The sequence below is a fragment of the Streptomyces sp. NPDC059874 genome, assembly GCF_042731135.1.
Classification (GTDB): domain Bacteria; phylum Actinomycetota; class Actinomycetes; order Streptomycetales; family Streptomycetaceae; genus Streptomyces.
The window spans coordinates 106,158-131,129 of sequence record NZ_JBHWJY010000004.1 but is presented as its reverse complement, the minus strand read 5'-3'; the positions used below and the strand labels follow the sequence as shown (position 1 = coordinate 131,129).

Annotated in this window: 28 protein-coding genes and 1 tRNA gene; 14 read left to right on the top strand and 15 right to left on the bottom strand. The window is 70.9% G+C overall.

Features of this window, described 5'->3' with window-relative positions; all coding sequences use genetic code 11:
- Positions 1 to 56 precede the first annotated feature (56 nt).
- Entirely contained in the window at positions 57 to 824 is a 768-nt protein-coding gene (locus tag ACFV9H_RS03980) for a hypothetical protein (protein ID WP_385392921.1), read from the top strand.
- Positions 825 to 980: 156 nt separating this feature from the next.
- Positions 981 to 1,376 carry a YciI family protein gene (locus ACFV9H_RS03975; protein ID WP_385392919.1) on the top strand — a complete coding sequence of 132 codons (396 nt, stop codon included), beginning with the start codon at positions 981 to 983 and terminating at the stop codon, positions 1,374 to 1,376.
- Positions 1,377 to 1,546: 170 nt separating this feature from the next.
- Here ACFV9H_RS03975 and ACFV9H_RS03970 read toward each other — a convergent pair whose 3' ends face one another.
- The 5 genes from ACFV9H_RS03970 to ACFV9H_RS03950 form a co-directional block, all read right to left on the bottom strand.
- Positions 1,547 to 1,723: a hypothetical protein gene (locus ACFV9H_RS03970; protein ID WP_385392916.1), complete on the bottom strand. Its 177-nt coding sequence runs from the start codon at positions 1,721 to 1,723 to the stop codon at positions 1,547 to 1,549.
- A 432-nt stretch (positions 1,724 to 2,155) separates the two neighbouring features.
- Positions 2,156 to 2,536, bottom strand: coding sequence for a hypothetical protein (locus ACFV9H_RS03965; protein ID WP_385392913.1), 381 nt, complete (start codon positions 2,534 to 2,536; stop codon positions 2,156 to 2,158).
- The gene (locus ACFV9H_RS03960; protein ID WP_385392910.1) at positions 2,533 to 3,120 is read right to left on the bottom strand and encodes a TetR/AcrR family transcriptional regulator; all 588 of its coding nucleotides are present in this window, start codon (positions 3,118 to 3,120) and stop codon (positions 2,533 to 2,535) included. The genes ACFV9H_RS03965 and ACFV9H_RS03960 overlap by 4 nt, the downstream gene beginning before the upstream one ends.
- A 457-nt stretch (positions 3,121 to 3,577) precedes the next feature.
- Positions 3,578 to 3,793: a DUF6243 family protein gene (locus ACFV9H_RS03955; protein WP_385392907.1), complete on the bottom strand. Its 216-nt coding sequence runs from the start codon at positions 3,791 to 3,793 to the stop codon at positions 3,578 to 3,580.
- Between the two features lie 506 nt (positions 3,794 to 4,299).
- On the bottom strand, positions 4,300 to 5,133 hold the full coding sequence (locus ACFV9H_RS03950; protein WP_385392904.1) for a PIG-L family deacetylase: 834 nt from the start codon (positions 5,131 to 5,133) through the stop codon (positions 4,300 to 4,302).
- Positions 5,134 to 5,558: 425 nt separating this feature from the next.
- On the opposite strand from ACFV9H_RS03950, the gene ACFV9H_RS03945 reads away from it, so the two are divergent.
- Together ACFV9H_RS03945 and ACFV9H_RS03940 are read left to right on the top strand one after the other, a co-directional pair.
- Entirely contained in the window at positions 5,559 to 6,950 is a 1,392-nt protein-coding gene (locus ACFV9H_RS03945; RefSeq protein WP_385392901.1) for an MFS transporter, read from the top strand.
- A 309-nt stretch (positions 6,951 to 7,259) separates the two neighbouring features.
- Entirely contained in the window at positions 7,260 to 7,982 is a 723-nt protein-coding gene (locus ACFV9H_RS03940; RefSeq protein WP_385392899.1) for a hypothetical protein, read from the top strand.
- Here the strand turns inward: ACFV9H_RS03940 and ACFV9H_RS03935 are convergent.
- Positions 7,885 to 8,763, bottom strand: a complete 879-nt coding sequence (locus tag ACFV9H_RS03935) for a trypsin-like serine protease (protein WP_385392896.1) — start codon at positions 8,761 to 8,763, stop codon at positions 7,885 to 7,887. The genes ACFV9H_RS03940 and ACFV9H_RS03935 overlap by 98 nt on opposite strands.
- 268 nt (positions 8,764 to 9,031) lie before the next feature.
- On the opposite strand from ACFV9H_RS03935, the gene ACFV9H_RS03930 reads away from it, so the two are divergent.
- Both ACFV9H_RS03930 and ACFV9H_RS03925 read left to right on the top strand, forming a co-directional pair.
- Positions 9,032 to 9,604 (top strand): TetR/AcrR family transcriptional regulator, encoded by a 573-nt coding sequence (locus ACFV9H_RS03930; RefSeq protein ID WP_385392893.1) that lies wholly within the window; start codon positions 9,032 to 9,034, stop codon positions 9,602 to 9,604.
- Between the two features lie 41 nt (positions 9,605 to 9,645).
- Positions 9,646 to 10,830 carry a GDSL-type esterase/lipase family protein gene (locus tag ACFV9H_RS03925; protein WP_385392890.1) on the top strand — a complete coding sequence of 395 codons (1,185 nt, stop codon included), beginning with the start codon at positions 9,646 to 9,648 and terminating at the stop codon, positions 10,828 to 10,830.
- A gap of 9 nt (positions 10,831 to 10,839) precedes the next feature.
- Here the strand turns inward: ACFV9H_RS03925 and ACFV9H_RS03920 are convergent, their stop codons facing one another.
- The gene (locus ACFV9H_RS03920; protein WP_385392888.1) at positions 10,840 to 13,116 is read right to left on the bottom strand and encodes an immune inhibitor A domain-containing protein; all 2,277 of its coding nucleotides are present in this window, start codon (positions 13,114 to 13,116) and stop codon (positions 10,840 to 10,842) included.
- Positions 13,117 to 13,452: 336 nt separating this feature from the next.
- Between ACFV9H_RS03920 and ACFV9H_RS03915 the strand changes: the two genes are divergently transcribed.
- The gene (locus ACFV9H_RS03915; protein WP_385392886.1) at positions 13,453 to 13,872 is read left to right on the top strand and encodes a GNAT family N-acetyltransferase; all 420 of its coding nucleotides are present in this window, start codon (positions 13,453 to 13,455) and stop codon (positions 13,870 to 13,872) included.
- Between the two features lie 5 nt (positions 13,873 to 13,877).
- Complete coding sequence (locus ACFV9H_RS03910; RefSeq protein ID WP_385392884.1) at positions 13,878 to 14,168, top strand: hypothetical protein; 291 nt, start codon at positions 13,878 to 13,880, stop codon at positions 14,166 to 14,168.
- Between the two features lie 30 nt (positions 14,169 to 14,198).
- On the opposite strand, the gene ACFV9H_RS03905 is transcribed toward ACFV9H_RS03910, so the two are convergent.
- A complete protein-coding gene (locus tag ACFV9H_RS03905) occupies positions 14,199 to 15,233 on the bottom strand; it encodes a helix-turn-helix domain-containing protein (RefSeq protein ID WP_385392881.1) in 1,035 nt (344 codons plus the stop codon).
- A gap of 312 nt (positions 15,234 to 15,545) precedes the next feature.
- On the opposite strand from ACFV9H_RS03905, the gene ACFV9H_RS03900 reads away from it, so the two are divergent.
- A tRNA-Met gene (locus ACFV9H_RS03900) sits at positions 15,546 to 15,619 on the top strand.
- Between the two features lie 64 nt (positions 15,620 to 15,683).
- Here ACFV9H_RS03900 and ACFV9H_RS03895 read toward each other — a convergent pair.
- Positions 15,684 to 16,388: an intradiol ring-cleavage dioxygenase gene (locus ACFV9H_RS03895; RefSeq protein ID WP_385392879.1), complete on the bottom strand. Its 705-nt coding sequence runs from the start codon at positions 16,386 to 16,388 to the stop codon at positions 15,684 to 15,686.
- 388 nt (positions 16,389 to 16,776) lie between these two features.
- Between ACFV9H_RS03895 and ACFV9H_RS03890 the strand changes: the two genes are divergently transcribed.
- On the top strand, positions 16,777 to 17,448 hold the full coding sequence (locus ACFV9H_RS03890) for a DUF5701 family protein (RefSeq protein WP_385393085.1): 672 nt from the start codon (positions 16,777 to 16,779) through the stop codon (positions 17,446 to 17,448).
- A 132-nt stretch (positions 17,449 to 17,580) separates the two neighbouring features.
- On the opposite strand, the gene argG is transcribed toward ACFV9H_RS03890, so the two are convergent.
- The 3 genes from argG to ACFV9H_RS03875 form a co-directional block, all read right to left on the bottom strand.
- Entirely contained in the window at positions 17,581 to 19,026 is a 1,446-nt protein-coding gene (gene argG, locus ACFV9H_RS03885; RefSeq protein ID WP_385392877.1) for an argininosuccinate synthase, read from the bottom strand.
- 169 nt (positions 19,027 to 19,195) lie between these two features.
- Positions 19,196 to 19,666 (bottom strand): flavodoxin family protein, encoded by a 471-nt coding sequence (locus ACFV9H_RS03880; protein WP_385392875.1) that lies wholly within the window; start codon positions 19,664 to 19,666, stop codon positions 19,196 to 19,198.
- 127 nt (positions 19,667 to 19,793) lie between these two features.
- Positions 19,794 to 20,720, bottom strand: a complete 927-nt coding sequence (locus tag ACFV9H_RS03875) for an NmrA/HSCARG family protein (RefSeq protein WP_385392872.1) — start codon at positions 20,718 to 20,720, stop codon at positions 19,794 to 19,796.
- 121 nt (positions 20,721 to 20,841) lie between these two features.
- Here ACFV9H_RS03875 and ACFV9H_RS03870 point away from each other — a divergent pair, with 121 nt between their 5' ends.
- Together ACFV9H_RS03870 and ACFV9H_RS03865 are read left to right on the top strand one after the other, a co-directional pair.
- On the top strand, positions 20,842 to 21,420 hold the full coding sequence (locus ACFV9H_RS03870) for a TetR/AcrR family transcriptional regulator (RefSeq protein ID WP_385392869.1): 579 nt from the start codon (positions 20,842 to 20,844) through the stop codon (positions 21,418 to 21,420).
- A gap of 178 nt (positions 21,421 to 21,598) precedes the next feature.
- Positions 21,599 to 21,925, top strand: a complete 327-nt coding sequence (locus tag ACFV9H_RS03865) for a DUF2809 domain-containing protein (protein ID WP_385393082.1) — start codon at positions 21,599 to 21,601, stop codon at positions 21,923 to 21,925.
- A 79-nt stretch (positions 21,926 to 22,004) separates the two neighbouring features.
- Here the strand turns inward: ACFV9H_RS03865 and ACFV9H_RS03860 are convergent, their stop codons facing one another.
- Both ACFV9H_RS03860 and ACFV9H_RS03855 read right to left on the bottom strand, forming a co-directional pair.
- Positions 22,005 to 22,268: a hypothetical protein gene (locus ACFV9H_RS03860; RefSeq protein ID WP_385392867.1), complete on the bottom strand. Its 264-nt coding sequence runs from the start codon at positions 22,266 to 22,268 to the stop codon at positions 22,005 to 22,007.
- Positions 22,255 to 22,539: a DUF6400 family protein gene (locus tag ACFV9H_RS03855; RefSeq protein WP_385392864.1), complete on the bottom strand. Its 285-nt coding sequence runs from the start codon at positions 22,537 to 22,539 to the stop codon at positions 22,255 to 22,257. The genes ACFV9H_RS03860 and ACFV9H_RS03855 overlap by 14 nt, the downstream gene beginning before the upstream one ends.
- Before the next feature lie 142 nt (positions 22,540 to 22,681).
- Between ACFV9H_RS03855 and ACFV9H_RS03850 the strand changes: the two genes are divergently transcribed.
- Positions 22,682 to 23,581: a hypothetical protein gene (locus ACFV9H_RS03850; protein ID WP_385392862.1), complete on the top strand. Its 900-nt coding sequence runs from the start codon at positions 22,682 to 22,684 to the stop codon at positions 23,579 to 23,581.
- A 224-nt stretch (positions 23,582 to 23,805) separates the two neighbouring features.
- Here the strand turns inward: ACFV9H_RS03850 and ACFV9H_RS03845 are convergent, their stop codons facing one another.
- On the bottom strand, positions 23,806 to 24,144 hold the full coding sequence (locus ACFV9H_RS03845) for a hypothetical protein (RefSeq protein WP_385392859.1): 339 nt from the start codon (positions 24,142 to 24,144) through the stop codon (positions 23,806 to 23,808).
- 187 nt (positions 24,145 to 24,331) lie between these two features.
- Between ACFV9H_RS03845 and ACFV9H_RS03840 the strand changes: the two genes are divergently transcribed.
- The gene (locus ACFV9H_RS03840) at positions 24,332 to 24,937 is read left to right on the top strand and encodes a TOPRIM nucleotidyl transferase/hydrolase domain-containing protein (RefSeq protein ID WP_385392856.1); all 606 of its coding nucleotides are present in this window, start codon (positions 24,332 to 24,334) and stop codon (positions 24,935 to 24,937) included.
- Positions 24,938 to 24,972 lie beyond the last annotated feature (35 nt).

Below are 24,972 nucleotides of genomic sequence, written 5' to 3'. Positions count from 1 at the left end.
GCAAGCCGCCGAGCCTCTCGCGGAACAGGCCGTGGCCTGACGTATGAATGTGTGTCATGGGTGAGAACGATGCGGGAGCCGACCGTGAGCTGGTGGAGCGGCTGCATCGCCGTTTGGACCGGATCGAGGACCTGCTCGAACCGGCCCCCGGACGCCAGGACGGGAGACCGGCCTGGCGTCAGCCCACCGAGGGTGAGGAGCGGTGGGCGGTCACCCTGGCGATCCTGGTCGCCGTCGGACTGCAGCTCCTCCTACCGGACCGGCTGACCATCCATCCGCACTGGCTGCTGCCGACGCTGGAGGTCGCACTGCTCCTGGCGCTCGCCGCCGTCCACCCGCACCGGCGCTTCGACCGCAGCTCGATCCTGCTGCGCGGACTCAGCCTGAGCCTGGCGGCCTCCATCAGCCTGGCCAACGCCTGGTCGGCTTGGAAGCTCGTACGGGAGCTGCTTCACGGCACCTGGTCGGAAGGGGCGGTCGCGCTGCTCACCACGGCCGGCGCCGTCTGGCTGACCAATGTGATCGCCTTCGCACTCTGGTACTGGGAGTGGGACCGGGGCGGCTCGGTGGCCAGGGCCCGGGGAACCAAGGACTACCCCGACTTCCTCTTCCCGCAGATGGGACAGCAAGGGATGGCCCCGCCCGACTGGAAGCCGTACTTCGGGGACTATTTGTACGTGGCGTTCACCAACGCCACCGCTTTCAGTCCGACCGACACCATGCCGCTGACGACGTGGGCGAAACTGCTGATGATGACGCAGACGGCGGTATCACTGATCACAGTGCTGCTGGTGGTGTCGCGGGCGGTGGGCCTCCTGCAGTAATTCGACTGGTCGGGGCCGTTGTCGGGGTTTCTCCCCGGTGGGACGTGGCCGGCGGAGCATGGTGGGGCTGGGTACACCGATGAGTTCCGCGCTGTCCAGCGGTCTACCTCTTCGTAAGCCCGAGAAATTCACAGCCAGCCCGGGAAGGCGAGAATCATGAAGTACATGATCCAGATGAACGTGCCTGCGGCCCAGTGGGACGCCATCATGTCGTCGTATTCCAAGGACGACATGGAGGCCATGTTCGCCCACATGAACGCCCTCAACGACGACATCAATGCCGCTGGTGAATGGGTCGACGCTCAGGGGCTCGGCGGCCCCTCACTGGTCAAGACGGTGAGGGCCGGAAGCGATGGACGCCCGCAGGTGACCGATGGACCGGCGCAGGAGGGACAGAACATCCTGGCCGGGTACTGGGTGGTCGACGTCAAGAGCGAGGAGCGGGCCCTGGAGATCGCCGCCCGGGCGTCGGCGTGCCCCGGCCCGGGCGGGAAGCCCGGCAACGACCCGGTAGAAGTGCACCCGATCCCCGAGGGTCCGCCGGAGGTCTGATCCGGCGCGGTGGATTCGAGCGGGGGCCGGGACCGTTCGAGCCCGTACGCGGCTGGTCGCGATCCACCGGCCGCGACAGGCGAGCGCTCCTCGGCCCCCTGTCCGGTTCTGAGTTCCCGTCGTAGCACGACCGACCGGCGTTCCCCGCGGGTGCCGATGTTCCAGATACCTCAGAACACCGAGTTGTTGCCCCGCAGCCGACGTCGCAGGAATGTGGCGAAGGTCTGGTCCTCGAGGTGCGTGAGCGCGGTGCCGTCCGGCTCGATGCACGCGACCCGCCAAGCCTCGGGGTCGCTCTTCATGGTGAGCCAGCCGAACGCCTTGCCCTCCACCTCCCCCCACTGCAAAAACAGCCGGTCCTCGGTCAGCCAGGCGGCCCCGCGCGACGGGGAACACCCGCGCGCCCGCGACGACTCCGCCGGGGAACTCCCGCATGATCGCCAAGTACTGGAAGCCGGAATCCGTGAGGACGGTCGTCCAGTTGACGGCGTCGGAGGTGGTGGTGTCCCAGAGCAGCACACCGTCATTCGCGGTGCGGCCCCACGGCACCAGTCCGCCGGGCTGAGGAAAGAGGGACGGCGCAAGCCCTTGCTCGCGCGAGCGCAGGGAATCCCGCAGGTCCTCGATGCGCAGCGCCGCGTCCGCCGTGAAGTCCGCCAGGGACCGCACGGGGACGTTGGCAGTCACCGGGGCGGGTTGCGCAGTGGCCCTTGCGGCCGCTGCGTCCTCAGCCGCATCCGCGGCGGACAGCGGCGGCCGCGGGAGCTCTCCGGGGGCGGCTAGATGGCGCCCGCCGCTGCCAGCACCGCGACCGGCAGGAGCAGGATCCACTGCGGCAGGCGCAGTAGGGGTCTGGGCCAGCCGACGGACAGCGTGACGACCAGGAAGACTGCCGCGTACGCGGTGAAGTGCGAGGCCACGAACCACGCCACCACCTCGGTCCCCGACGTACCGTCCGCCAGGGAGAGGTACAGCAGAGCGAGTCCGGAGAGCGCCAGGTCGACGCTCACCATGTGCCACACGGCGTGCAGGACACGCTTGGGTTCATCCGTGAGCCCGCCGGACAGCAGCGGGCGCACCACGTCGCGGTGTCCCCCGACGATGTGCACTGCGGCCACGCCGAGAGCGGTGATCCCTGCCGCGAGGAGCCAGCCGTTCATCGGACCTCGATTCCCTTGGCCACGACGGCGGCCAGCTGTGCGGCCAGCTGCTGGTCGGGGTGCTCCCCGACCAGCCCAACGTGGAAGAACACGGCTCCCGCCAGTGTGTCCAGGACCAGGTCCACGGGCGTTTCGGGCGCGATCTCCCCTCGCAGCACAGCACGGTCGAAGACGACCAGCAACCGTTCCTTCGACGGGGCCAGGAAGTCGCCGCGGATGCGCGCCTTCAGTTCCGGGTCGGCGGCGAAGTCGGCGAGCAGCCCCGGGAGTGCCGCCGCGGCGGCAGGCGCGCTGAACTCGTCGACCAGGCCCTGCATCAGTACGGTCAGATCCCCGGCCAGCGTTCCGGTGTCCGGGGGCGGAGCGTCATCGGTGGTCGTGAAGACGGCCTCGAAGACCAACTCCGGCTTGCCCGACCACCGCCGGTAGATCGAATCCTTGCCGACACCGGCCCGCGCGGCCACCGCCCCGATCGATGTCGCGGCGTATCCGACCTCGGCCACCAACTCTGCCGTCGCGCCGATGATCGCCTCGTGCGATCGGGGATCCCTGGGACGCCCCCTGGGGGGAAGAGAGGAGCTCATGGCGTTTACCTTACGGGTCGACCCGTAAGGTAAATAAGAGGCGGGCCTGCCCATCGACACCGGAGCCGGCGGCGCCTCTTCAGGCCGGCGGGGCCGCGCGCCGACAGCCCGGTCGAGGTGCTGGAACGGGAGCTCGAAGAAGCCCCAGGGGACTCGCGTGACGGATCCGCAGTACGTGAGCTCCGCCCTGGCGGTGCACCCCGCGTACCGGCGAAGCATCTCCGAACTTCGTGAGATGGGGGTATCGATCGGCGGCTACGAGCCTCACGGTCCGAAGTCAGGCGGCGGCACCGGTCGCTTCCCCTGGGAGGAAGCCATCCAACTGCCGGCACCACGCATGCGGAGCCAGGGTGCCTGAGGAGGGCCCGCCCCGCAGTCGGCCGAGCAGCAGGGCCCGGACCGCGCGTTTGCGGTCCGGGCCCTGCCCCGTGCGGTGCCGCCTTGCGGGGGCGGTGCGTCAGCTCTGCGCGGTGTCGTCGCTCGCCTGCCCGGCGTCCTCGGCTGCGCGTGCCTTCTCGCGCATCTTGCGCACCAGCTCCGCCTTCTGGGCGGCTGCACCCTGGCGGTCGAGGTTGCGGTGCGGGCCGTTGTTCTGCCGTTCGGCGCGGGACAGCTTCTTGCGCTGGCCGCCGCCCTGGCCCACGGGGTTGTTGATGTTCTTGCTGTCGGTCACGGGTTCTCCCGGTGCTGATGTGAAGTGATCTACGGATTCATCGGAGGGGGACGGGCGGCGACGTCGAAGGACGCCGGGCAGGGCCCATCACGCCCTCACTCGTAAATCGGCCTCTGGAAGAACATGACAAAGACGGTACCCGGTTTCGTCGGCCCCTCGCACCAACTCTTTCGCCGCCCGGCATCGGCGGGGCCTTCGGTGAGCGCCCGGGAGCAGCCGCTTCCTTCCGGGAATCTCAGCCCCGCCGGCACCCTCCGATGTTCACCGCTCACCCGGGGCAGGCCCAGACTGGAGCTGAGCGCAGCGTGGACGAGATGAGGCGCTTGCCGGGCCGTTCGAAGCGTTGCCGAATGCCGGAGTCTTGCATGGCGGGCACCTTCGAGGGTGGGCATGGCTGAGGTATGAGGCCCAACGATCGGTGTCCGAGCGGCAGGCCAACGATGCTCGGCCTCACCGCAGTGCCTTCCGGCGGACACGTGCTCTCCCGGGCCGGTCGGACGCGCGGATCAGCGCAGTCCGGCGAAGAGGTCGCTCTCGGGGACGGCCGCACCGGTGGCGTCCTGGACACGTACGAAGGTCTCCATGCCCATCAACTCGCCGAACCTCTCCTTGCCCATCTTGAGGAAGAAGATGTTCTCGCCCTGACTGGCGTGCGCGGCCAGCGCATCGAACTTCTGGCCGCTGAACGCGGTGGTGTCCACCCACGTGGTGATCTCATCGTCGGGAAGGCCGATCTTGGCCATCGCGGCGGCCTCGGCAGGATCCGGCTCCGGCATGTCCTCATGGAACTCGCGCATGATCTCGCCGAACCGCTGCATCCCCGAGCGGGGCATCGTCGTCCAGTACACCTTCGGTGTCAGCGCGGTCATCTCCAGCGCCGCCATCGTGATCCGGTGGGCCTGGATGTGGTCGGGGTGGCCGTAGAAGCCGTTCTCGTCGTAGGTGACGACGACATCGGGTCGGTAGTGCCGCATGAGTTCCGCGAGTCGGGCCGCGCCTTCCTGCACGGGGGTCTGCCAGAAGGAACCGGGGGCCTCGTTGCTCGGCCAGCCCATCATCCCGGAGTCGGCATAGTCCAGCATCTCCAGATCGCTGATCTTCAGGACGTCACAGCTCGCCTCAAGTTCTCGACGGCGCATCAAGGCGACGGCTGCCGGATCGTGCCCGGGATCGCCCGGCTTGACACCCCCCGGTCCGTCACCGCAACCACCGTCGGTACACGTCACGAGAACCGTGCGGATGCCTTCCGCCGCGTACCGTGCGAGGACCCCTCCAGTCCCGGTGGCCTCGTCGTCGGGGTGGGCGTGTACTGCCATGAGCGTCAAGGGCCGGTCAGTCATGAAGTCCTCCTGCGGAAATACGTCTTGGTCTGAGCGTGCGGCCGGCGTACCGCGATCCTGGGGCCCGGATCCTGGTGGGGCGGACGGCCTGGTGGTCTCCGTGTAGCCCGCCCATGCGGCGTCGGTCCCTTGATCGATGCAACTGCGCCGGCCGGACTGGTTGTTCCCGGCGTGGCCGCTCGGCCCGCCAGGCGTCGGCGTTTCAAGGCGAACGAGGCGTCTCCAAGGCAGGCCGAACCACGCGTTTCCGGCATGAGTCGCCAGTGGGCCCCCGTGAGCCCCGCAGTGTCTGTGCCAGAGGTGTGGTGGTTGGCCACACAAGGCGGTGTCCGATTGTGATGCTCCGGCACATACGCCGCCTGACCTGCGGGCTTCTACGGTGTGGCGACACGGAACGTCTCCGCCATCACCTGGAAGTGGTGCACATGGTTTCCCCCGCAACGGCTGCGCCCGCACGATCGGGCATCGCGCGCATCATCAGCGCCAGCCTCATCGGCACCACCGTCGAGTGGTACGACTTCTTCCTCTACGGCTCCGCCGCCGCGCTCGTCTTCAACAAGCTGTTCTTCCCCAGCAGCGAACCGCTCGTCGGCACCCTCCTCGCCTTCCTCACCTACGCCATCGGCTTCGCGGCCCGCCCGCTCGGCGGCGTGGTCTTCGGCCACTACGGCGACAAGATCGGCCGCAAGAAGTTGCTCGTGCTCAGCCTCGTCATGATGGGCGGCGCCACCTTCGCCATGGGTCTGCTGCCCACTCATGCGGGCATCGGCGTGGGCGCCCCGATCCTGCTGACCGTGCTGCGCCTGATCCAGGGCTTCGCACTCGGCGGCGAATGGGGCGGCGCGGTGCTGATCGTCTCCGAGCACGGCGATGACAAGAACCGTGGCTTCTGGGCCTCTTGGCCGCAGGCCGGCGCCCCCGGCGGCAACCTGCTCGCCACCGGCGTCCTCGCGCTGCTGGCCGCCGTCCAGTCCGACGAGGCCTTCCTGGCCTGGGGTTGGCGCATCCCCTTCCTGCTGTCCGGCGTCCTCGTCGTGATCGGCCTGTGGATCCGGGTATCGGTCTCCGAGTCGCCCCTCTTCCTCGAAGCGCAGGCCAAGGCCGCCGAGCAGGCCGCCGCGGGCGTCAAGGAGAAGCTTCCGGTGGCCGAGGTGTTCCGTACGAACTGGCGCGGGGTCCTCACCGCGATCGGTACCCGCCTTGGCGAGAACGTCTCCTACTACATCCTCACCGCCTTCCTCCTCGTCTACGTCACCACCCACCTCGGACTGTCCAAGAGCGACGGCCTGAACGCCGTCCTCATCGGCTCCGCCGTCCACTTCGTCACCATCCCGGCCTGGGGAGCCCTCTCCGACCGGATCGGCCGCCGCCCCGTCACCCTGATCGGCTCGGTCGGCATGACCGGATGGGCCTTCGCGTTCTTCGCCATGCTGGACACGAAGTCGTTCCCCGCCATAGCGGCGGCCGTCACCATCGGACTCCTCTTCCACGGAGCCATGTACGGCCCGCAGGCGGCCTTCATCTCCGAGATGTTCGACACCGGCGTGCGCTACTCCGGCGCCTCCATGGGCTCCCAGCTCGCCTCCATCATCGGCGGCGCCCTCGCCCCGATCATCGCGGTCGAACTCCTCAAGGACTACGACGCGTCCCTGCCCATCTCGATCTATCTGGCGGCCGCGGTCGTCATCACCACGCTGACCGTCCTCGTCGCCAAGGAGACCCGCGGGCGCAGCCTGGCCCAGGACCACGCCCCGGCCGGCGCCGGCCTCCCGGGCGCTCGCCGGAACGACCACCAGTCGGCCTCTGCCGCCGGGTGAGCCGCCTGCCCCCCGGACCGGGCCCGCCAGGGCCCGCTGCGGGGGGACCGTGCCGTTCGGCACCCCGGCAGCAGACCCATCACGGCGCCGCACACCACCGCACCACGCCGCTCGGCACCCCGTACGCGACCACGGAGAACCGCCCCATGCCCACCACCGCGAAGCCCCCCGGCACCGGGCAGCCGTGGACCGCCCTGCGAGACCTGTTGGACCTCCTGGCACGGGGCGCGCCGCTGGAGCACTTCACCCGCCCCGCCGAGGAGGCCAGGGGTGCGAACGTGTCCGAGTCCGAGGCGGCGGCGATCACGGATGCCACCCAGGCGTGCCGGCGTCGTCACCCCGCTGCTGCTCCTCCTGCGCTACTCCGTGGCGGAGACCGAGGACCGCATCTGCGGCGAACTCCTGGGCGACCTGCTCACCCGGGCAGCCGACCCCGGCAGCCTCGCGGCGCGTGCCCGGCGGCTCAAGGTCGACCTGGGTCGGCAGCACTCGGTCTTCGTCCTGCACGCGCCCGCCGTCCCGCGGCCACGACTGCCGGCCGCAGCCGCCCGCACCGCGCAGACCCGCCACGGACTGGCCGGCACGCACCACGAAGAGGTGGTCTTCGTCTGTCCCTCCGACGCCCCGAGCGCCGGCGCCGCACATCTCGCCGAAGAGCTGGGCCAGGCCGTGGCCGCACCGGTGACGGTCGCCGCCGCGGGACCCGTCACCGGCCCGGAAGGCTTCGCCGACGCTCATGCGGAAGCCCTGCGCTGCCTGTCCGCGCTCAGAGCCCTCGGCCACGACGGGCGCGGAGCCGCGCCGGCCGACCTCGGGGTTTCGTCGGGCAGCCCCTCGGCCGGGACTGGCAACGCCCGGAGAAGGCGCTGGAGCTCCAGCTCGCCCTCCGCATCGCGCAGGTGTCGGCGACCTGCGGAGGGCGAGCCGCGCCCGGTTAGGGGAGCTTGGCGAAGGGCGACAGGAAGGCCCGCGCCCCGGGGGTGTCCAGGCGGTACGAGACGTTCGTGGCGTAGCAGGGGCCGTCACCGGTGATGGTGGTGGCGACCAGGGTCCGCTTGCCGCCCAGGGTGGCGAAGTTGGGGCCGCCCGAGTCGCCGTAGCAGGCCCCGCCGTTGCCCTGAGGGGCCGTCATGGCCAGGCGCACCCAGGCGTTGTTGAGGGCGTCGAAGGTGACGGGAGCCTTCATGCGGACGCCGCCGCCGGGGTGGGTGTGGCCCCCGGGGCCGCGTACGGCCTCCTGCGTCCCGTACCCGGCAACGGAGAAGGGAGTGTCGTGCAGCCCCTGCGGGCCGAGCGCGTCGAGAGCTCCGGCCTTGGGGAGCACGGCCGGGGTGAAGGCCCACCGGGCCCTGACCTGGGCGGCGGGCAGCTCGATCACCGAGATGTCGTGACGGTCCGCCGCGGGACCCGGGTAGTCGGGGTGGTTGTGCGCGATCCCCGCCACGGCGACGGCCTTCGCCACGGCCGCCGGGTCGCCGGGGTGTTCGGCCGAGGCCTTGTCGAGGCCGGCCTGCACGTCCTGGTCGAGGGACACGTAGAACTTCACGTTCGCCGGCCAGTCGGTGGTGCAGTGCGCGGCGGTCAGGAAGGTGTCCGCGTCGATCATGGTGCCGGAGCACACCCAGTCGACCCGGTCAGGGGTGGCGGGGTCGTCGTCGTTGTCCCAGGTGGCGACGAGGGCGCCCACCTCCGTGCGCTCCGGCGCGGGGGCCGCGTTGTACGAGTTGATCGCCGAGGACGGCAGGGCCGCGCCGAGGACCAGGGCGCATGCGGCGGCGGTGACGGCACTCAGGCGTGCGGGTACGGCAGTCAAGGGAAGCCCTTCGATGTCGTGGGGTCGGGGTCCTCCTGTGGGGTGATCGACAGTGAAGCGTGGGTGGCCGTCCGCGGCAAGAGTGTCGGGATTCTTTGGCTGCGGCTTGACCGTTTTCCTGTGACGGCAGGGAAGTTGGGAAGGATTTGCGGTTCGATCCGACTGCGCCGCGGGTGAAGCACCCGCGCCTGCGCCTGTGTCGTATCAGAATTTGCCTAAAGGTTTTAGGCAAGTGCATACTCCTTTTAGGTCAACCGAGGGGGAAGCGATGGCGGGACGGGTCGGGCTGACCGCGGAGCGGCTGGTGCGTGCCGGGGCGGAGCTGGCGGACGAGCTCGGCTTCGAGCGGGTGACCTTGTCGGAGCTCGCGCGGCGCTTCGACGTCAAGGTGGCGAGCCTGTACTCGCACGTGAAGAACTCCCACGAGCTGAAGACCGGCATCGCGTTGCTCTCGCTGGAGGAGATGGCCGACCGGGCCGCCGACGCCGTGGCCGGGCGGTCTGGGAAGGACGCTCTCGCCGCGTACGCGGGCGTCTTCCGCGAGTACGCCCGCCGGCACCCCGGCCGCTACGCCGCGACCCAGTTCCCGCTCGACACCGAGACCGCTCTGGCCAGTGCCGGCGTACGGCACGCACGCATGACCCGAGCCATCCTGCGGGGCTACGACCTGGCAGAACCCGAGCAGACCCACGCCGTCCGACTGCTCGGCAGCCTCTTCCACGGCTACGTCAGCCTCGAAAACGCCGGCGGCTTCAGCCACAGCGCCCCCGACAGCCGGGAAAGCTGGGAACGCGTCATCGACGCCCTCGACTCCCTGCTGCGCAACTGGCCCACACCCTGACCGCCCCACCCGACGCCCGGTGCGACCCACAGGAGCAGACGATGACCTCAGAACCGAACTGGACCACCACCGCGATCACCGCCGAACTGCTTCGCGGCGCCATCGAATTGGAGCGGACCGCGCACGGACTGCTGCCGCACCGGCTGCCGGCCCGGGCCCGCGTCCAGAACACCGACGGGCAGTTGGCCATGGCCGAGAGCCAGCCCTCCGGCGTGCGGTTGGCGTTCCGCACCGGGGCCACCGCCGTCGAACTCGACACCCTGCCCACCAAGCGCGTCTACGCGGGCGCGCCGCCCCGACCGGACGGAGTGTACGACCTGCTCGTCGACGGCCGGCTCGCCGCGCAGGGCACCGCGGACGGTGGCAACACCCTCGTCATCGACATGCGGGACGGGAGTACGGAGCACCGGCCTGGCCCGCCGTCCACGGTCCGTTTCACCGGCCTGTCGTCCGACGCAAAGGACGTCGAGATCTGGCTGCCGTACGACGAGACCACCGAAGTGATCGCGCTGCGCACCGACGCACCGGTGGAACCGCTGCCCGACCGCGGCCGGCCGGTCTGGCTGCACCACGGCAGTTCGATCAGCCACGGTTCCAACGCCACGAGCCCCACCGGCATATGGCCCGCACTCGCGGCGGCGCTCGGCGGCGCGGACCTGCTGAACCTCGGGTTCGGCGGCAGCGCGCTGCTCGACCCCTTCACCGCCCGCGCGATGCGCGACACCGCCGCCGACCTGATCAGCGTCAAGCTGGGCATCAACCTGGTCAATCACGACCTGATGCGAAGGCGTGCCTTCGGCCCCGCCGTGCACGGGTTCCTCGACACCATCCGCGAGGGCCACCCCGCGACGCCGCTGCTCGTCGTCTCACCGGTCCTGTGCCCGGTACACGAGGACACCCCGGGCCCCACCGCGGTCGACCCGGACTCCCTCGCCACCGGGCAGCTGACGTTCCGGGCCACCGGCGACGCGGCGGAAGTCGCCGCCGGAAAGCTGACCCTCGACATCGTCCGGGAGGAACTGGCACGCATCGTGCGGGAGCGGTCCGTGGACGACGCGAACCTGTACTACCTCGACGGGCGGGAACTGTACGGACCCTCGGACGAATCCGAACTGCCGCTGCCCGACAACCTCCACCCGGACGCCGCGACGCACCGCCTCATCGGGGAACGCTTCGCGAAGTTGGCCTTCGCCGACGGCGGTCCGTTCTCACCGCCGTCGGCGTGACGCGGGGCGTCAGGGGGACGGGCTGACCTGGAGGGTGGTGCGGGCACCGCCCGAGGCCTCCTTCTCCACCGTGATCCGGGTTCCCGTGTCCGGGACCCGGACCCCGAGTTGAGGCAGTTCGGCATTCCAGTACGAGCCGTGCCGGTCGTCGAACACCGCGACCCCCGGCCGCGACGGGATCACCACCGGGGAGCCCGCCTTGTGCAGCACGATCCGCTCGGTCGCCCGGAGGGAGAACGGCGCGTCGAAGGTCTGGGCGCGCGCGTTGAGCAGGGTTCCGTCCGAGAACCGCAACGGCTGCGGACGGGCGTCGACCGGCAGCAGCAGACCGCCGCCCGGGTGGGCCTTGGTGGTGTTGTCGCTGTAGGCGGTGTCCCAGAGCCAGATCAACACGCCCTGCTGGTACGGGTAGAACTCCACCTTGTCCCCGCCGAAACCGAAGTTGTACGGGCCGGTCTTCAGCAGGCTGCCGTAGCCCGTGTAGCGGCGGCTCTCCGCGAAGTAGGCGCGCGGATGCTGCGCGATGCCCGTCCGGCCCTCCGTGCGTGACCACTTCTGCGCCGTCCAGCCGTTCGCGCCGCCTTCCGCGCCGTCGCGCAGCAGCTCCCGGCCGTCCGCCGTGATGCGCAGGTCGTCGATGGTGACGCCCTTGCCATGGGTGTTGCCGTCCGAGGTGACGCGCAGCCGCAGCTGGATGCTCCGTCCCGCGAACCGGTCGAGGGGGACGCCCAGTTCGCGCCAACCGGACGAGGTGCCGGAGACCCCCTTCTCCGGGATGGCGGCACCGTCGACGGTGCCCGGCAGCGGCGCCCAGTTCACCCCGTCGTCCGTGGAGGCCTCCACCGTCAGGAAGTCGAAGTCCTGCTCGATGTCGTACCAGACCCGGGCGTCCAGCCGCGCGGAGCCGAAGCCCGTGAGGTCGACCGGGCGCCCGAGGGTGTTGTCCATGAAGTCGCCGGTGCCGCTCCACCACTGGCTGGTGCCCTCGTACGGGTCGGTCAGCTCGGTACGGGTCACCGAGGGCGGCAGGTGGACCAGCAGGGCCTGTGGGTCTTCGGTGTTGTAGCCGGAGACGCCCAGCACCGCGCGCGTCTTGCGGCCCGTGTCGGCCTCCGTGTACTCCAGCCAGCCGAGTTGGAGCTTGCTCCACGGGTCGAGGTCGCCGGGGAACTCGCCCGTGGTGTTGGCGCCCTTGCCGAGGTAGGAGGCCGAGGACATGAGGGACCAGAAGTTGACGCTGTTGTCCCCGTCCGAGCTGTAGAGGTCGGGCAGACCCAGATCGTGCCCGAACTCGTGGGAGAACAGCCCGGCTCCGCTGTTCTCGCCGCCGGTGAGATAGTCGCCGGCCCAGATGCCGGTGTCGCCGACCGGTGTGCCGCCGGCCTTGTTGCCCTCGGGGCCCGCGCTGCCGGCCTGGTTCCAGTACGCGAACCAGCGGTGCGCCCAGACGGCGTCCTTGCCCTGCGCGCCGCCGCCCCAGGTCTGGTCCTTGCCCGCGTGCACGACGACGAGGTGGTCGAGGTAGCCGTCCGGCTCGTCGAAGTTCCCGTCGTGGTCGGCGTCGTAGCGGTCCCACACGTCGTACTCGGCGAGCTGTGCCTTGATCTGGTCGGGCGTACGGCCCTTCGCGCGCTCGGCGTCGTACCAGGCGGCGGTGGCGTCCCGGATCATGTCCCAGTTGGTGCGGCACTGGCCCGACTCGGTGCAGTTGTCGGTGCCGTAACGGGCCTCGTTGAAGGGAAGCTTGACCCAGTCGGTGACGGTGCCGTCCATGTCGTAGCGGCCGGAGGACTGGAGCCGGTAGTAGGCGCGCATGGACGCCGAACCGGGCTCGGTGGAGAAGAACTGCCGCTGGTAGTAGTCCCGTCCGAAGTCGCGGCGCCACAGCGTGTGGTTGTCGTCCCGGGCGGGCTTCCCGATGGTGTTGTGCAGCGGGCCCGGCGTCCCGCCGAAGCGGGGGTCCGTCTGCTTGCCGAACTCGGCGAGGATGACGAAGACCTTGTCCTTGCGCTCCTGGGCGAGTTCGACGTACCGCTTGCCGATCTTCGCGGTACGCGGGAGCGTGCCGTCCGCTTCGGCGCGCAGACCGGCGGCGCCGCCGCCCGCCGCCACGCTTTCGAGGGCCTGGCGCCGCAGGGCCTGACGCTGGAGCTCCAACGGGGCGGGCGGGGGAGCGGGGGAGTGCTCGGCCCGCGGTGCGCCGAGGGGTGGGGCGGGCGGAGGGGTGGCGGCGAGCGCGGGGGTGGAGAGGAGGGTGAGGGCGGCGAGGGATATCGCCGCTCCCACCGCAGCGAGTCTGCGCAAAGTGGCTTGCCTTTCCGTGAATTGAGCCCGACGGTGAGCACCGCAGCGCGGGTAATATTTCACATGTGACAGGTGATGGATAGATGCCTGGCGTCAGGCGAGGGCCCAAAGCCCCGCTGTCGGTGGGCCCTCTGTGAGGAATCCCGGATCCGTAATAGCCATCAAGGCATCTGATCTATTACCGTCTGCGTGTGGGGGTAGTCACGGTCGTGCGCAATCGGCGGCCGGCGGCCGGCGACCCGCGGCGTCACCGTCCCCGGTGAACTCCTCGACGCCTCAAGACCCGACTCGAAGAACTCGGCAAGGAGCAGTACCGGCATGTGGAAGTGTGAACAGGTCATCGGTGGCGCCCTCGACGTCGAGGAAGCGGCCGCCCTCTACCGGGCGTCCACCCTCGCCGAGCGCCGCCCCGTGGAGGACGCCCGGCGCTTCACGCGGATGCTCGCCGGCGCCAACCTCGTCGTCGTCGCCCGCGACGAGGACGGCCGTCTCATCGGCATCGCCCGCTCGATGACCGACGGCGCCTACGCCACCTACCTCAGCGACCTCGCCGTCGACGTCGCGTACCAGGGCCAGGGCGTGGGCCGCGACCTCATCCGGGTCACCCGGGAGGCCGCGCCGCAGGCCAAGCTGATCCTGCTCTCGGCCCCGGCGGCCGTGAACTACTACCCGCACATCGGGTTCACCGCCCACCACTCCGCCTGGACCATGGACGGCCCGTCCAACTCGGCGGAATGACCGTGATGTTCGCGAACCGAACCCTGGCGCTGTGGCTGCGGGGCGCCTCCGCCGCCGCCCTCTACGCCATCGCCGTCTTCATGTTGGCCCTGAGCCTTCCGGCGATGGGCAGGGAGCTGTCCCCGACGGACGACCAGGACATCCGCGCCGGAGCCAACCTCTGCCTCATCCTGTCCACCCTCTTCCTCGGGATGACGGCCGTGGTCTCACGCAGGTGGAAGGCGGCATGGGCAGTGTGTGCGCTGCACCTCGTCGTCACCGTGCTCGTCTGGACGCGGGTGCCGAGCCTGTTCTGATCCGTGCACCGCGGTAGGACGCAACGCGGGTCAACGCCCGGTGCGGCGCAGGTTGCCGGGGGTGGTGCCGTACCAGCGTTGGACCGCGCGGCGCAGGGCGCGGGCGTCGGCGTATCCGCTCCGGGCGGCGATCGAGTCGATGCTCAGGTTGGTGTCGTGGAGCAGCCGCGTGATGTGGGCCCGGCGTACGGTTTCGAGCTCGTGGCTCCACGTGGTGCCGTGTTCGTCGAGGCGGCGCTGGAGGGTTCGCGGGCTGAGGGCCATGCGCAGCGCCACGGTGGCCAGCGCGGGAGTGCCGTCGTCGTGGGCGGCGGCGGCCAGAGCGGTGCGGAAGAGGTCCAACCAGTTGTGCAGCGGGATCGCGGTGGCGAGGGTCTGCTCGGCGTGGCGTCGTAGCACGCTCGACAGGCCGGGCTGGGCGTGTGGGTTCGGGGCTCTGAGGTCGGAGGCCAGGAAGGTGATCGAGGTGTCCGGGGCCTCGAAGTCGATGCTGCGGGTCCCGTAGAGCTCGGTCAGCGCGTCGTACCGGCGCGGCGCCTTGGCGGCCAGGGCGACCTGGACGGGAACGAGGCGGCGCTGCGCGGCCTCACCGAGGCGCCGTTGGTAGAGGCCGAGTGCGTAGGCGCGGATGGCGCAGGCCGCTTCGTAGGTCAGATCGGCCTGGTTGACGTGGCTGATGGTGATCCGCTCGCCGTCCTCGGTGACCCGAAGGCCGTCCGTGCTGGTGTCGGCGACGGCGGCGAAGTAGGCCGAGGCGTCCCGGATCCCTTCGAGCGGGGTGGGCGCGGAGGTGATCAGGTAGTCCCAGACCCCGAGCGCGCCGATGCTGGACTGCTGTGCCAGCACCACGGAGAGCTCGGTCCACGGCGCGTGAGTGGTCGACAGTTCCGCGAGGCGAATGCCCGTGGCCGCAGGGGTTCGGCACGAGTCGTCGTTGAGGTGCTCGGGCGCCAGGCCGAGCAGGTGCGCGTATCCGTGCGCGGGTACCCCGAGCAGACGCGCGGCATTGACACTCAGACGGGCGAGTGCGGAGGACGTCGTTCCCTGATGTGCATGCGAGACCACGGGGGTTGAGCATAGACCAGCGCGTATTACCAGATCATCGCCGGACCTTGCGGCCTGTTGTCCCCACTGTGGCGCGCAGGGTCCCCCTGTGGCGCGTACGGTCCCCTGGCCGGCGTCCGCTGCCCTGGGCCAAGTGATCTTCTCGGCCATAACGTGGTGATCGTTCTCGCACGGTGCAGTCGTCGCCGGCGGTTCGGCCGAGGAGCGGAGCCCTCCCACGGGGGTGGGGGGCTCGGAACCCCGCGGAACGAGTGACCTGTCCGCCCGGATATTCGCTCGCGCTCGCGCACCAGGGCGTCTTACGGTGGAGGTCGCCGGGTGGAGCAGGTCGGCAGCTCGCTGGGCTCATAACCCAGAGGTCGCGGGTTCAAATCCCGCCCCGGCCACTCAAGAGACGGGCCCGTCGCGCGACATGCGCGACGGGCTCCTCTGCGTGGGTGGGTGCCCGGCTCAGGCGATTCCCACGGTGTACGCGGCCCGGTAGCCCTCGCCGTCGGCCGAAGGGGTCAGCGTCATCGAGGCTCCGGCGGACCTGTAGCGGCTGTCCCGGCCGTTGGGGTGCTTCGGTGCGGGGCGCCGCGCGTAGGGCCGGCGCGCGTACACCTTCAGCAGGAGCTCCTCGGGGAAGAAGAACTGAGAGGTCGTCTCGGTACGGGTGTCGGGGTGCACCTTGAAGTGGATGTGCGGTGCCAGCCCCGCGTACCAGCCGGGCACGATCGTTCGGAACACGCACCGGCCGGCGCCGTCGGTGACCTGCGTGCCGCGCAGGAAGGTGGCGCCGCCGGTGGAGTAGTCGCCCGAGGCATCGGCATGCCACACGTCGACGCGGGCGCCCGCGATCGGCCGGCAGCCGTCCGACACCCGGACCACCGTCAGGTCCAATCGGAACGGCACACCGTCCCGACCCTCCGTGATGTCGGACCGGACCCGGTCCAGGTCGAGGTAGTACGGGCCCGCGCCCGCTTCGGTGGTGAGGACACAGGTCGGCGCGTTGCTGCCGCCCGAGGGCCGGGGCTGCGAGGCCGATGGCTGGCCGGCCGCACCCCGCGTGCCGACCGGGCCGGAGCAGGCCGCGGTCAGCAGGGCGGCCCCGGCCGATCCGGCGACCAGCAGCACGGTACGACGGCTGGTCCGGGAGGTGTCGTTCTCGGCCATGCGAACCCCTCACAGGTGCCCTGGGCGCCGCCCCACACGCGGACGGCTGCACGCTGCGCCCAACCGTGCCGGACGGCAGGGATTCCGGTCGGCATCGACACACCCGGACCTGTCGTCATCGCACCTGGGCGCCCCCGGATCCGCACTCCTTCCGCCGGTTCGGCGTAAACACTCCCGTCGCCTCGGCACCCGTACCGCGCACACTGGACGGACGATGCGGTTCGGGCTATCCGTGTCGTCCGAGGAAGGTACGAGCATGCGCAGTGACCGTCCGAGCGAGCGACAGCCGCGGGCCGACTTCGAGTCCGCGCCGGCGGATGCCCTGGAAGGGCGTGGCGTCCGTACGGAGACGGGGCTCGATGCACAGGCGGAGAAGGCGGCGTCGGTCATGCGACAGGACACGCCCGACGGCTCGCCCACGCCCACCGTGCCCCCTCTCCCGCCGCTCGCCATCCAGGCAGAACGCCTGATCGGGCTGGGGGTGCACGAGCCGGCGGGGATATCCGCCGCCGAGCTGCGCACCTTCGCCGAGGACATCGGCGGCGGAGACGGCGAGGCCCTGCTCGCCGTCCACCCGGACCGGGTCCCGGCCTCCGCCCTCGCGCCGCTGCTCCGCCACGACGGCAAGCCCGGCTTCGTCGTCACCGACATGCCCGACGTCGACCGCTTCGCCCCCTGTGGCGTCGAGCTGCCCGACGCGCCCCTCTACCTCGTCACCGGTCTCGACCGCGGCGAGCACATGGCCGACTGGAGTCCGGACGAGGCCTTGCCCGCGCTCACCGAGGAGAACCGGACCCCGCTGCTGCTCACCGAAGGCATCCACTGGGTGCTCCAGCAGCCCGCGGTCCTCGAACGCAACCGCTGCTTCATGACCATCGGCTCCAGGCTGCGCAAGGCGAACGGCGCGCTGGACGCCCGTACCCCGGCCATCTGGATCAGCAACGGAACGGGCAGGGACGGCCGCGAGCGGCGCAACGCCCCGAAGGTCGGCTGGTGCTGGTGGGGCAACCGCCACACCTGGCTGGGCTTCGCCTCCGCTACCGGCCGTCGGTACCAGTAGCGCTCTGCACGCCGACTTCCCGAGCGCGGCCCCGGACGCCGGAAGGGCCGGCTCGGCGTTCTCGCCGCCGAGCCGGCCCTTCCGCTGGCGCATCCCCTCAGGGGTGCCGAGCCTTCCGCTCGACGGGCCCGGTCAGTCCGTGCCGGACTCCATGGCCGCGCGGTCCAGCATCTCCTCGTCCTCGGAGACCTCGCCGCGGGAGGCGATCGCCTCGGCGCCGCCCTCGGGCATGCTGCCGATCAGTCCGGTCGCGGCCGCCTGGGCGGCGCCGACGGCGGGGTGGCCGGTGCCGATCAGGCCGAGGCCGACGTACTGCTCCAGCTTGGCGCGCGAGTCGGCGATGTCGAGGTTGCGCATGGTGAGCTGGCCGATCCGGTCCACCGGGCCGAAGGCCGAGTCCTCGGTGCGCTCCATGGACAGCTTGTCCGGGTGGTAGCTGAACGCCGGGCCCGTGGTGTTGAGGATCGAGTAGTCCTCACCGCGCCGCAGTCGCAGCGTCACCTCACCGGTGACGGCCGCGCCGACCCAGCGCTGAAGCGACTCGCGGATCATCAGCGCCTGCGGGTCCAGCCAGCGGCCCTCGTACATCAGCCGGCCGAGGCGCCGTCCCTCGTTGTGGTACTGGGCGAGGGTGTCCTCGTTGTGGATCGCGTTGACCAGGCGCTCGTACGCCGCGTGCAGCAGGGCCAGGCCGGGCGCCTCGTAGATCCCGCGGCTCTTGGCCTCGATGATCCGGTTCTCGATCTGGTCCGACATGCCCAGGCCGTGCCGGCCGCCGATCGCGTTCGCCTCCATCACGAGGTCGACGGGGGAGGAGAACTCCTTGCCGTTGATCGTCACGGGGCGACCCTGGTCGAAGCCGATCGTCACGTCCTCGGTGGCGATCTCGACCGACGGGTCCCAGAACCGCACGCCCATGATCGGCTCCACCGTCTCCACGCCGGTGTCCAGGTGCTCCAGGGTCTTCGCCTCGTGGGTGGCGCCCCAGATGTTGGCGTCGGTGGAGTACGCCTTCTCGGTGCTGTCGCGGTAGGGCAGGTCGTGCGCCAGCAGCCACTCCGACATTTCCTTGCGGCCGCCGAGCTCGGTCACGAAGTCCGCGTCCAGCCAGGGCTTGTAGATCCGCAGGTGCGGGTTGGCGAGCAGGCCGTAGCGGTAGAACCGCTCGATGTCGTTGCCCTTGAAGGTCGAGCCGTCGCCCCAGATCTGGACGTTGTCCTCGAGCATCGCCCGGACCAGGAGGGTGCCCGTGACGGCGCGGCCGAGCGGCGTGGTGTTGAAGTAGGCACGCCCGCCCGAGCGGATGTGGAACGCCCCGCAGGTGAGCGCGGCCAGACCCTCCTCGACGAGCGCCGCGCGGCAGTCGACCAGGCGCGCGATCTCGGCACCGTAGGCCTTCGCGCGGCCGGGCACGGAGGCGATGTCGGGCTCGTCGTACTGGCCGATGTCGGCGGTGTACGTGCAGGGGACGGCGCCCTTGTCGCGCATCCACGCGACCGCGACCGAGGTGTCGAGCCCGCCCGAGAAGGCGATGCCGACGCGCTCGCCGGCGGGAAGGGAGGTGAGGACCTTAGACATAGGAAGAGTATGCAGTACGACGCATGATCATGCAAAATTTGGCACGGACCGCGCCGCGAAGTCGAAGCGCCGTCCGGTCGTCTCCATTCCAGTACGCCACGCCCCGGCCGGCGGCGCGAACCGAAGCGACACCTTCACGTCGCGCCGCCGCTACAGGGCGTAACGGACGTCAAGGGCGGGGTCCACCGTCCCGCAGCCGCTCGGCGAACGCCCGCGCGGCGCTCAAATCCCCGGCGCTCGGCCGCTGCTTGTTGATGCCGCCGACGAGCTTGAAGGGTGTCCAGGTGTCGAGCGCCCGGCACGAGAAGCTGCCGTTCACCTCGAAGCCCTTGTCTCCGAGGAGGCGAACCAGAGGGCGCGTGAAAGGCGCAAGCGGCACTTCGGGCAGCCCACTGGTGGCGAACACGAATGCCCCAGCGCCCTGCGCGCCGGGAAGTGCTTTGACGAAGCCGGTCAGGCGGGGGTGGAGCCTGCTGTAGAAAACTCCCGAGCCGAACCCCACCAGATCGGCCTCGGCCAGTTCCCCCGCGTCGGCCTCCTCGGGGGCAACGACCTTCGCACCCAGCACCTGGGCCATGGTGTCGGCGACACGACGCGTATTGCCGTGCGACACGGAGACGCACACGATGACGGCCTTCATCCTGACGATCCCTTTCTCTCGGTTCCGTAGTGAGGACAGCGCAGCGGCGCCGGATGTGACATCGCGCCGGCGTGACGGCCGCCCTACCCACTCGGCCGTGAGGGTCGCCAGGCCCCCACCCGGGCGCTTATGCGTCCTGCTCCGCTGTGCGCGCGGAGGCGAGGAACGTGGCGATCCGGGCCGCGCCGGTGCGCTCCAGCCAGGTGTTGAAGTCCATCGCGTCCGGATGGATCTTCCGGGTGGCGTGGACGTCCGCGCGGTAGCCGCGATCGTTGAGCCACTCGTTGGCGTAGGCGAAGTCTTCGCTCACGGTCCGGATCGCGTCGATCGGAACCTGAACGTAGGGCAGCGGTATGCCGAGCGCCTGGCCGACGGCCGCGGCAATCCGAACCGGCGTGAGTTCGTCCCCGGCCAGGGAGACCGCCCTGCCGATCCACTCCTCCGGCCGGGAGAACGCCAGCGCGGCGACGGCGCCGACATCGTCGACGGCCATGAACTGCTGGGGAACGTCCGGCGCGAGTCCGGTGGACAGGTTCCCGTTCCGCAGCGCGTATGCGCCGGTCAGGTTCTCCATGAAGGAGACCGGCCTCAGGATTGTCGCGGGCAGGCCGAGCGCCGCGATGTGCTGCTCGATCCGCCACTTGCTGACCAGGTTCACCGGCAGCTTCTCCTCGAGGTGTCGGTCCGCTCCGGCGACCGAGGTGAAGACGAAGTGGCCGATGTCGGCGGCGTGCGCTGCCTCGGCGACGTTCACGCCCCACCGCACCTCGTCCTCGGTGGTGAAGTCCGGCGCGGTGCCGGGCGAGCCGACGGTGGGCTGGACGCTGAACAAGCCCCAGGCGCCCTCCGCCGCGGTGGTCAGGGAGTCGAGGTCCTCCATCTGAGCCCGCACCACCTGCGCGCCTGCCCGCGCCAGCGCCGTGGCCCGCGCCCCCTTCGGGTCGCGCGTCAGCACGCGTACCTGCCAGCCGTCGCGGAGCAGGTGATGCGCGACCGCGCTGCCCTGCAGGCCGGTCGCACCCACCACCGCGATGGTCCTCTGCGTCAAGCTCACGTTCTTCTCCGTCCCGTCCCGCGAAGAAGGGCCGCCGCCGCAGACTAAGTGGGGTGGCCCCCCGTTTATAGGTCGCTACAATATGGAGGGCCACCCCATTTATCAAGCCCCAGGAGTCACCGTGCCCAGGGACACCGCGATCCCACCCCGCCGGCCACTGCGCGCCGACGCCCGCCGCAACGTCGAAAAGATCGTGGCCGCAGCCGGTGCCTTGATCGCCGAGCAAGGCGCCGACGTCTCCCTGGAGGAGGTCGCGCGCCGTGCCGAAGTCGGCTCGGCGACCCTGCACCGGCACTTCCCCTCCCGGCATGCGCTCCTGGAGACCGTCTTCAAGGGCCGGGTGGAAGCCCTGTGCGCGAAGGCGGACGATCTGCTCACCGAACCCGACCCGGGTCGGGCGCTGTCCACCTGGCTCCACGCCGTCGGCGCGCACGCCGTGGCCAACCGGGGCCTTGGGGCGTCGCTGATGCGCGACGCGGACCCGGCTCTGGGCGAGACCTGTCACGCCGTGATCACCGCGGCCGGAGAATCCCTCCTTGCACGCGCCCGAGCGGCGGACGCCGTACGCCCCGAGGTCACCATCGACCTGTTGCTGAAGCTCGTCGGCGCCATCGCGCTGGCCACCGAGCGGGACATCGACGGCCCGGCCGAGGCCGACCTGCTGCTGGCGATCGCCATTGACGGCGTACGCGCGCGCTGACCCTCCCGGGGCGTGCAGCGGCGGCGGCCAACCGTGGGTGGCGTTCAGTACTCGCTGGGCGTCAGGCGTCCGGCAGTATGACCCTGTGATCGTCCTACCCGGAACCCGTGACCGAACCGCCGTCGACCTGGTCCGGAGCCGTGCGGCGGCAGCCGTGGCCGCTCTGGTGACCGTCGTTATGGGGCTGGGGTTGAGGGCCGTGACGGCGGGGAGCGTGGCCAAGTACGGCGGAGACGCGCTCTACACGGTCCTGATCATGACCCTTGTCGTTCTGGTCGCCCCACGGGTGACGCCCCTGAGGGCCGCCGCGAGCGCGCTGGCCTTCAGCTGGGCGGTCGAGTTCCTCCAGCTCAGCGCGGTACCGGCGGAACTCTCCGAGCGCAGTGTCGTCGCCCGGCTCGTGCTCGGGTCGACTTTCAACGCACCCGACCTCTTCTGGTACGGGGTCGGCGCGGGAGCGGGATGGCTCGTCCACACCGCGGTGCGGCGGAGGCAGCGCCGCTGATCACCGCCGGCTGAGGGGGAGGCGGACAGCGAGGGCATCGACCGTGGTCCGGCGACGCGGTCTCGCCCGCGCGTGCCGGTTACGCCGAGAAGCGGGGCAGAGCGCCGACGACGCGGTTCCACACGGAGCGGGTGGCGCCAAAACCGCTCTCGTGCACCCAGACGTGCGTACACGCGGGGCACTGCAGGTGGAGCAGGCTGCCGGTGTTGGTGAGCAGGTAGCGCCAGTGCGTCGAGCAGGTCCGCCGCTGCTCGCAGGGCTCACAACCCTGGGCGTCATCGCACTTCGGGCAGGCCACCCAGGCACGTCGCCCGGGGTCGGCCTGCGGGTCAAGCGGCAGCACGGCCGTCTCCCCTCGCCGGCAGCACACCGGCCGCGACCAGGTCGTCGTAGAGGCGCTGCTGCTGCGCGTCGAGTCCGGAGTACAGCAGGTCGTACGCGGCCTCCTCGCCGAGCAGCACCTCGAGCGGATCCCAGTCCGGGCCGAGGGCTTCCATCACCTGGGCGCGCCGGAGCACCTCCTGCGAGGTGAGGTCCACCTCGAAGTCGACCAGCGCGGACGCGCCGGAGGCGCCGGGCTCGTCCGGGGAAGGGATGGGGTGGTGAGGGGCCATGGAATCGAACTTAGGTATCCCTTCGTTTCCAGGTCAAGGGAGGGTGGGCGGAGTCACAGACCAGGGCCTCGTGCTGCTGGGCGACGCGCGGTGTCCCGTGGGGTGCCGGCCGGGCTGCGGTGTGGGCGGGAGACTGCCGCGCATGGACGTGGACGTGGACGTGGAGTCGGTGGCGGGGCAGCTGTACGGGTTGCGGCCGGCGGAGTTCACCGCGGCCCGGGACGGGTACGTGGCCCGGGCCCGCAAGGCCGGGGACAAGCGGCTTGCCGCCGCGATCGCCGCGCTGCGGCGGCCGACGGTCGCGGCGTGGACGGCCGGCCTACTGGCACGCCACCGGCCGAAGGAGGCCCAGCAGCTCGTCCGGCTGGGCGAGGCGCTCCGTGCCGCGCACCGGACGCTGGACGCCGAGCAGCTGCGGACGCTGTCGCACGAGCAGCACGTGGTGATCGGGCGGCTCGCGGGTACCGCGCGTGCTCTGGCGGCCGAGGCGGGGCAGACGGTGAGCGAGCCGGTGCTGCACGAGGTCGAGCAGATCCTCCATGCGGTGCTCGCCGATGCCGACGTCGCCGCGCAATGGGCGGCGGGCCGGCTGGTGAAGGCCCCGGACCTGGCGTGGGGATTCACCGGCCTCGAACCGCAGCCCGGCGCCGCTCCACCCCGACCGAAGCGGCCCGACCGCCCCGCCGAGCCCGCGACGCGGCCAGGTCGACCCCCGGAACCGGATGCGGACACGCGGGCGGTGCGGGCACGCCGCGAGCGTGAGCAGCAGGCCCGGGCTGAGGCGGCCGAGGCTCGAACCGAGGCGGAGCGCCTGGAGGCCGCACAGGCCGTGGCGCGGGACCTGGCGGAACGGGCCCGCGCGGCCGTGGCCGCGGCCGACGAAGACGTACGGGCCGCGACGGAGCGTTTGAAGGCGGCGCGGGCGGCGAGCACGGACGCGGTCGCCCGCCACCGCGAGGCAGAGCGAGCGGCAGCGCGGGCGCGGTCGCGCGCTGAGACAGCCGCGGGCAAGGTCGAGAAGCTCACCGGCCGGAAAGAGTGACCGGTTGGCCGTGTGGCCCGGACTCCACCGCCCGTACGGTCAGGCCGAGTTCCCGTCTGAGCAGTCCGGCAGTCGACCGGGTGGCCACCAGGCCATGCCTCACCACGTGCTCACGGTTGGTGCGGATCCGGTCCAGCAGATCGGACTTCCGTTCGTCGTGCGCGACTAGAGAGCGATCATCGATCGAAAGCCGGTGCTTGGGGCGTGGCCGCGCTCCGTCTGGATCACAGCGGCTGTTCGACCGCGCTGGTCCCGCTGCCCTCCTGGGACTCCCATGTCCACGTCTCCTCCAGGCGGAGACGGCCGTCGGGGAGTTCCGTCACGAGGGAAACGCAATGCCCGGAGGCGGTCGTACCGTCGGGGCGGAGCTGGACGTAGCGGAAATCGATGGTGTCGTCGGCCCGGGTGCCGACCAGATGACCCCTGACCACGTCCCCGCCCGAGTACTCGGCCCAGACTCGGCCGTCCTGCTCGTGGTACGTGAACCGGGTCCGCGTACCGACTTGTCCGGGTGCCTGGTCGGCCACGGGGACGAAGACGAGGCCGTCGAGCGAGCTGGCCATGGGCGACTCCTGAAGGAAGGCGGTGCTCCGGGTCGGGGTCGGCCCCCGGTTACATGGACGGTCCGGGCCACCCTAGTGCTGTGGGGCGGGCCTGGCGGTGCCCGCACGGGGCAGGCAGGCCGGACATGCCAGGTGGTGGTGTCGAAAATGCGGTGCCGTGCGGTCGGTGGAGATGCAGACTCGCTCCATGGTGGACATACAGGCGTTCAGGGACGAGATCAGCCGCCGAGCGGCCGGCGAGACCGGCGGGTCGGCGGGCGATCCGGCCGTGCGGACGGCGGTGTTGCTGGAAGGGCTGAGTGACCTCGCGGCCGTCGAGGCGCTGGCCACGCGGCGCGGCCGGGACCTGGCCGCCGAGGGGGTGTGCGTGGTGTCGATGGGCGGGGCGATGAACATCGGCCGCTACGCCGAGTTGCTGGGGCCGCCCGGCCTTGGCCTGCGCTTGGTGGGACTGTGTGACGAGCGCGAACAGCCCTTCTTCGACCGCGGCCTGAAGCGGGCATCGGCGCCGCACGGGGACGTCTTCGTGTGCGAGGCGGACCTGGAGGACGAGCTCATCCGCGCGTTGGGCACGGAAAGGGTCGAGGAGATCGTCCGCGCCGAGGGGGACCTCCGTTCCTGGCAGACCTTCCTGCGCCAGCCGGCGCACCACGGCCGTCCCCGGCAGCAGCAGTTGCGGCGCTTCCTCGGCACGAAGAAGGGCCGCAAGATCCGCTACGGCAGCCTCCTGGTCGAGGCCCTCGACCACGAACAGGTGCCGACCCCACTCGACGACCTCCTCGCGAGCCTGTGACCGACCTGCCAACTGCCGGGTCCGGTGGCCCTGGG

Bases quoted from the DNA above. Each gene is read 5' to 3' on its own strand.
- ACFV9H_RS03980 (WP_385392921.1), top strand. From the start codon at position 57: ATGGGTGAGAACGATGCGGGAGCCGACCGTGAGCTGGTGGAGCGGCTG.
- ACFV9H_RS03975 (WP_385392919.1), top strand. From the start codon at position 981: ATGAAGTACATGATCCAGATGAACGTGCCTGCGGCCCAGTGGGACGCC.
- ACFV9H_RS03965 (WP_385392913.1), bottom strand. From the start codon at position 2,536: ATGAACGGCTGGCTCCTCGCGGCAGGGATCACCGCTCTCGGCGTGGCC.
- ACFV9H_RS03960 (WP_385392910.1), bottom strand. From the start codon at position 3,120: ATGAGCTCCTCTCTTCCCCCCAGGGGGCGTCCCAGGGATCCCCGATCG.
- ACFV9H_RS03950 (WP_385392904.1), bottom strand. From the start codon at position 5,133: ATGACTGACCGGCCCTTGACGCTCATGGCAGTACACGCCCACCCCGAC.
- ACFV9H_RS03945 (WP_385392901.1), top strand. From the start codon at position 5,559: ATGGTTTCCCCCGCAACGGCTGCGCCCGCACGATCGGGCATCGCGCGC.
- ACFV9H_RS03940 (WP_385392899.1), top strand. From the start codon at position 7,260: ATGCCACCCAGGCGTGCCGGCGTCGTCACCCCGCTGCTGCTCCTCCTG.
- ACFV9H_RS03930 (WP_385392893.1), top strand. From the start codon at position 9,032: ATGGCGGGACGGGTCGGGCTGACCGCGGAGCGGCTGGTGCGTGCCGGG.
- ACFV9H_RS03925 (WP_385392890.1), top strand. From the start codon at position 9,646: ATGACCTCAGAACCGAACTGGACCACCACCGCGATCACCGCCGAACTG.
- ACFV9H_RS03915 (WP_385392886.1), top strand. From the start codon at position 13,453: ATGTGGAAGTGTGAACAGGTCATCGGTGGCGCCCTCGACGTCGAGGAA.
- ACFV9H_RS03910 (WP_385392884.1), top strand. From the start codon at position 13,878: ATGTTCGCGAACCGAACCCTGGCGCTGTGGCTGCGGGGCGCCTCCGCC.
- ACFV9H_RS03895 (WP_385392879.1), bottom strand. From the start codon at position 16,388: ATGGCCGAGAACGACACCTCCCGGACCAGCCGTCGTACCGTGCTGCTG.
- ACFV9H_RS03890 (WP_385393085.1), top strand. From the start codon at position 16,777: ATGCGACAGGACACGCCCGACGGCTCGCCCACGCCCACCGTGCCCCCT.
- argG (WP_385392877.1), bottom strand. From the start codon at position 19,026: ATGTCTAAGGTCCTCACCTCCCTTCCCGCCGGCGAGCGCGTCGGCATC.
- ACFV9H_RS03880 (WP_385392875.1), bottom strand. From the start codon at position 19,666: ATGAAGGCCGTCATCGTGTGCGTCTCCGTGTCGCACGGCAATACGCGT.
- ACFV9H_RS03865 (WP_385393082.1), top strand. From the start codon at position 21,599: ATGGGGCTGGGGTTGAGGGCCGTGACGGCGGGGAGCGTGGCCAAGTAC.
- ACFV9H_RS03855 (WP_385392864.1), bottom strand. From the start codon at position 22,539: ATGGCCCCTCACCACCCCATCCCTTCCCCGGACGAGCCCGGCGCCTCC.
- ACFV9H_RS03850 (WP_385392862.1), top strand. From the start codon at position 22,682: ATGGACGTGGACGTGGACGTGGAGTCGGTGGCGGGGCAGCTGTACGGG.
- ACFV9H_RS03845 (WP_385392859.1), bottom strand. From the start codon at position 24,144: ATGGCCAGCTCGCTCGACGGCCTCGTCTTCGTCCCCGTGGCCGACCAG.
- ACFV9H_RS03840 (WP_385392856.1), top strand. From the start codon at position 24,332: ATGGTGGACATACAGGCGTTCAGGGACGAGATCAGCCGCCGAGCGGCC.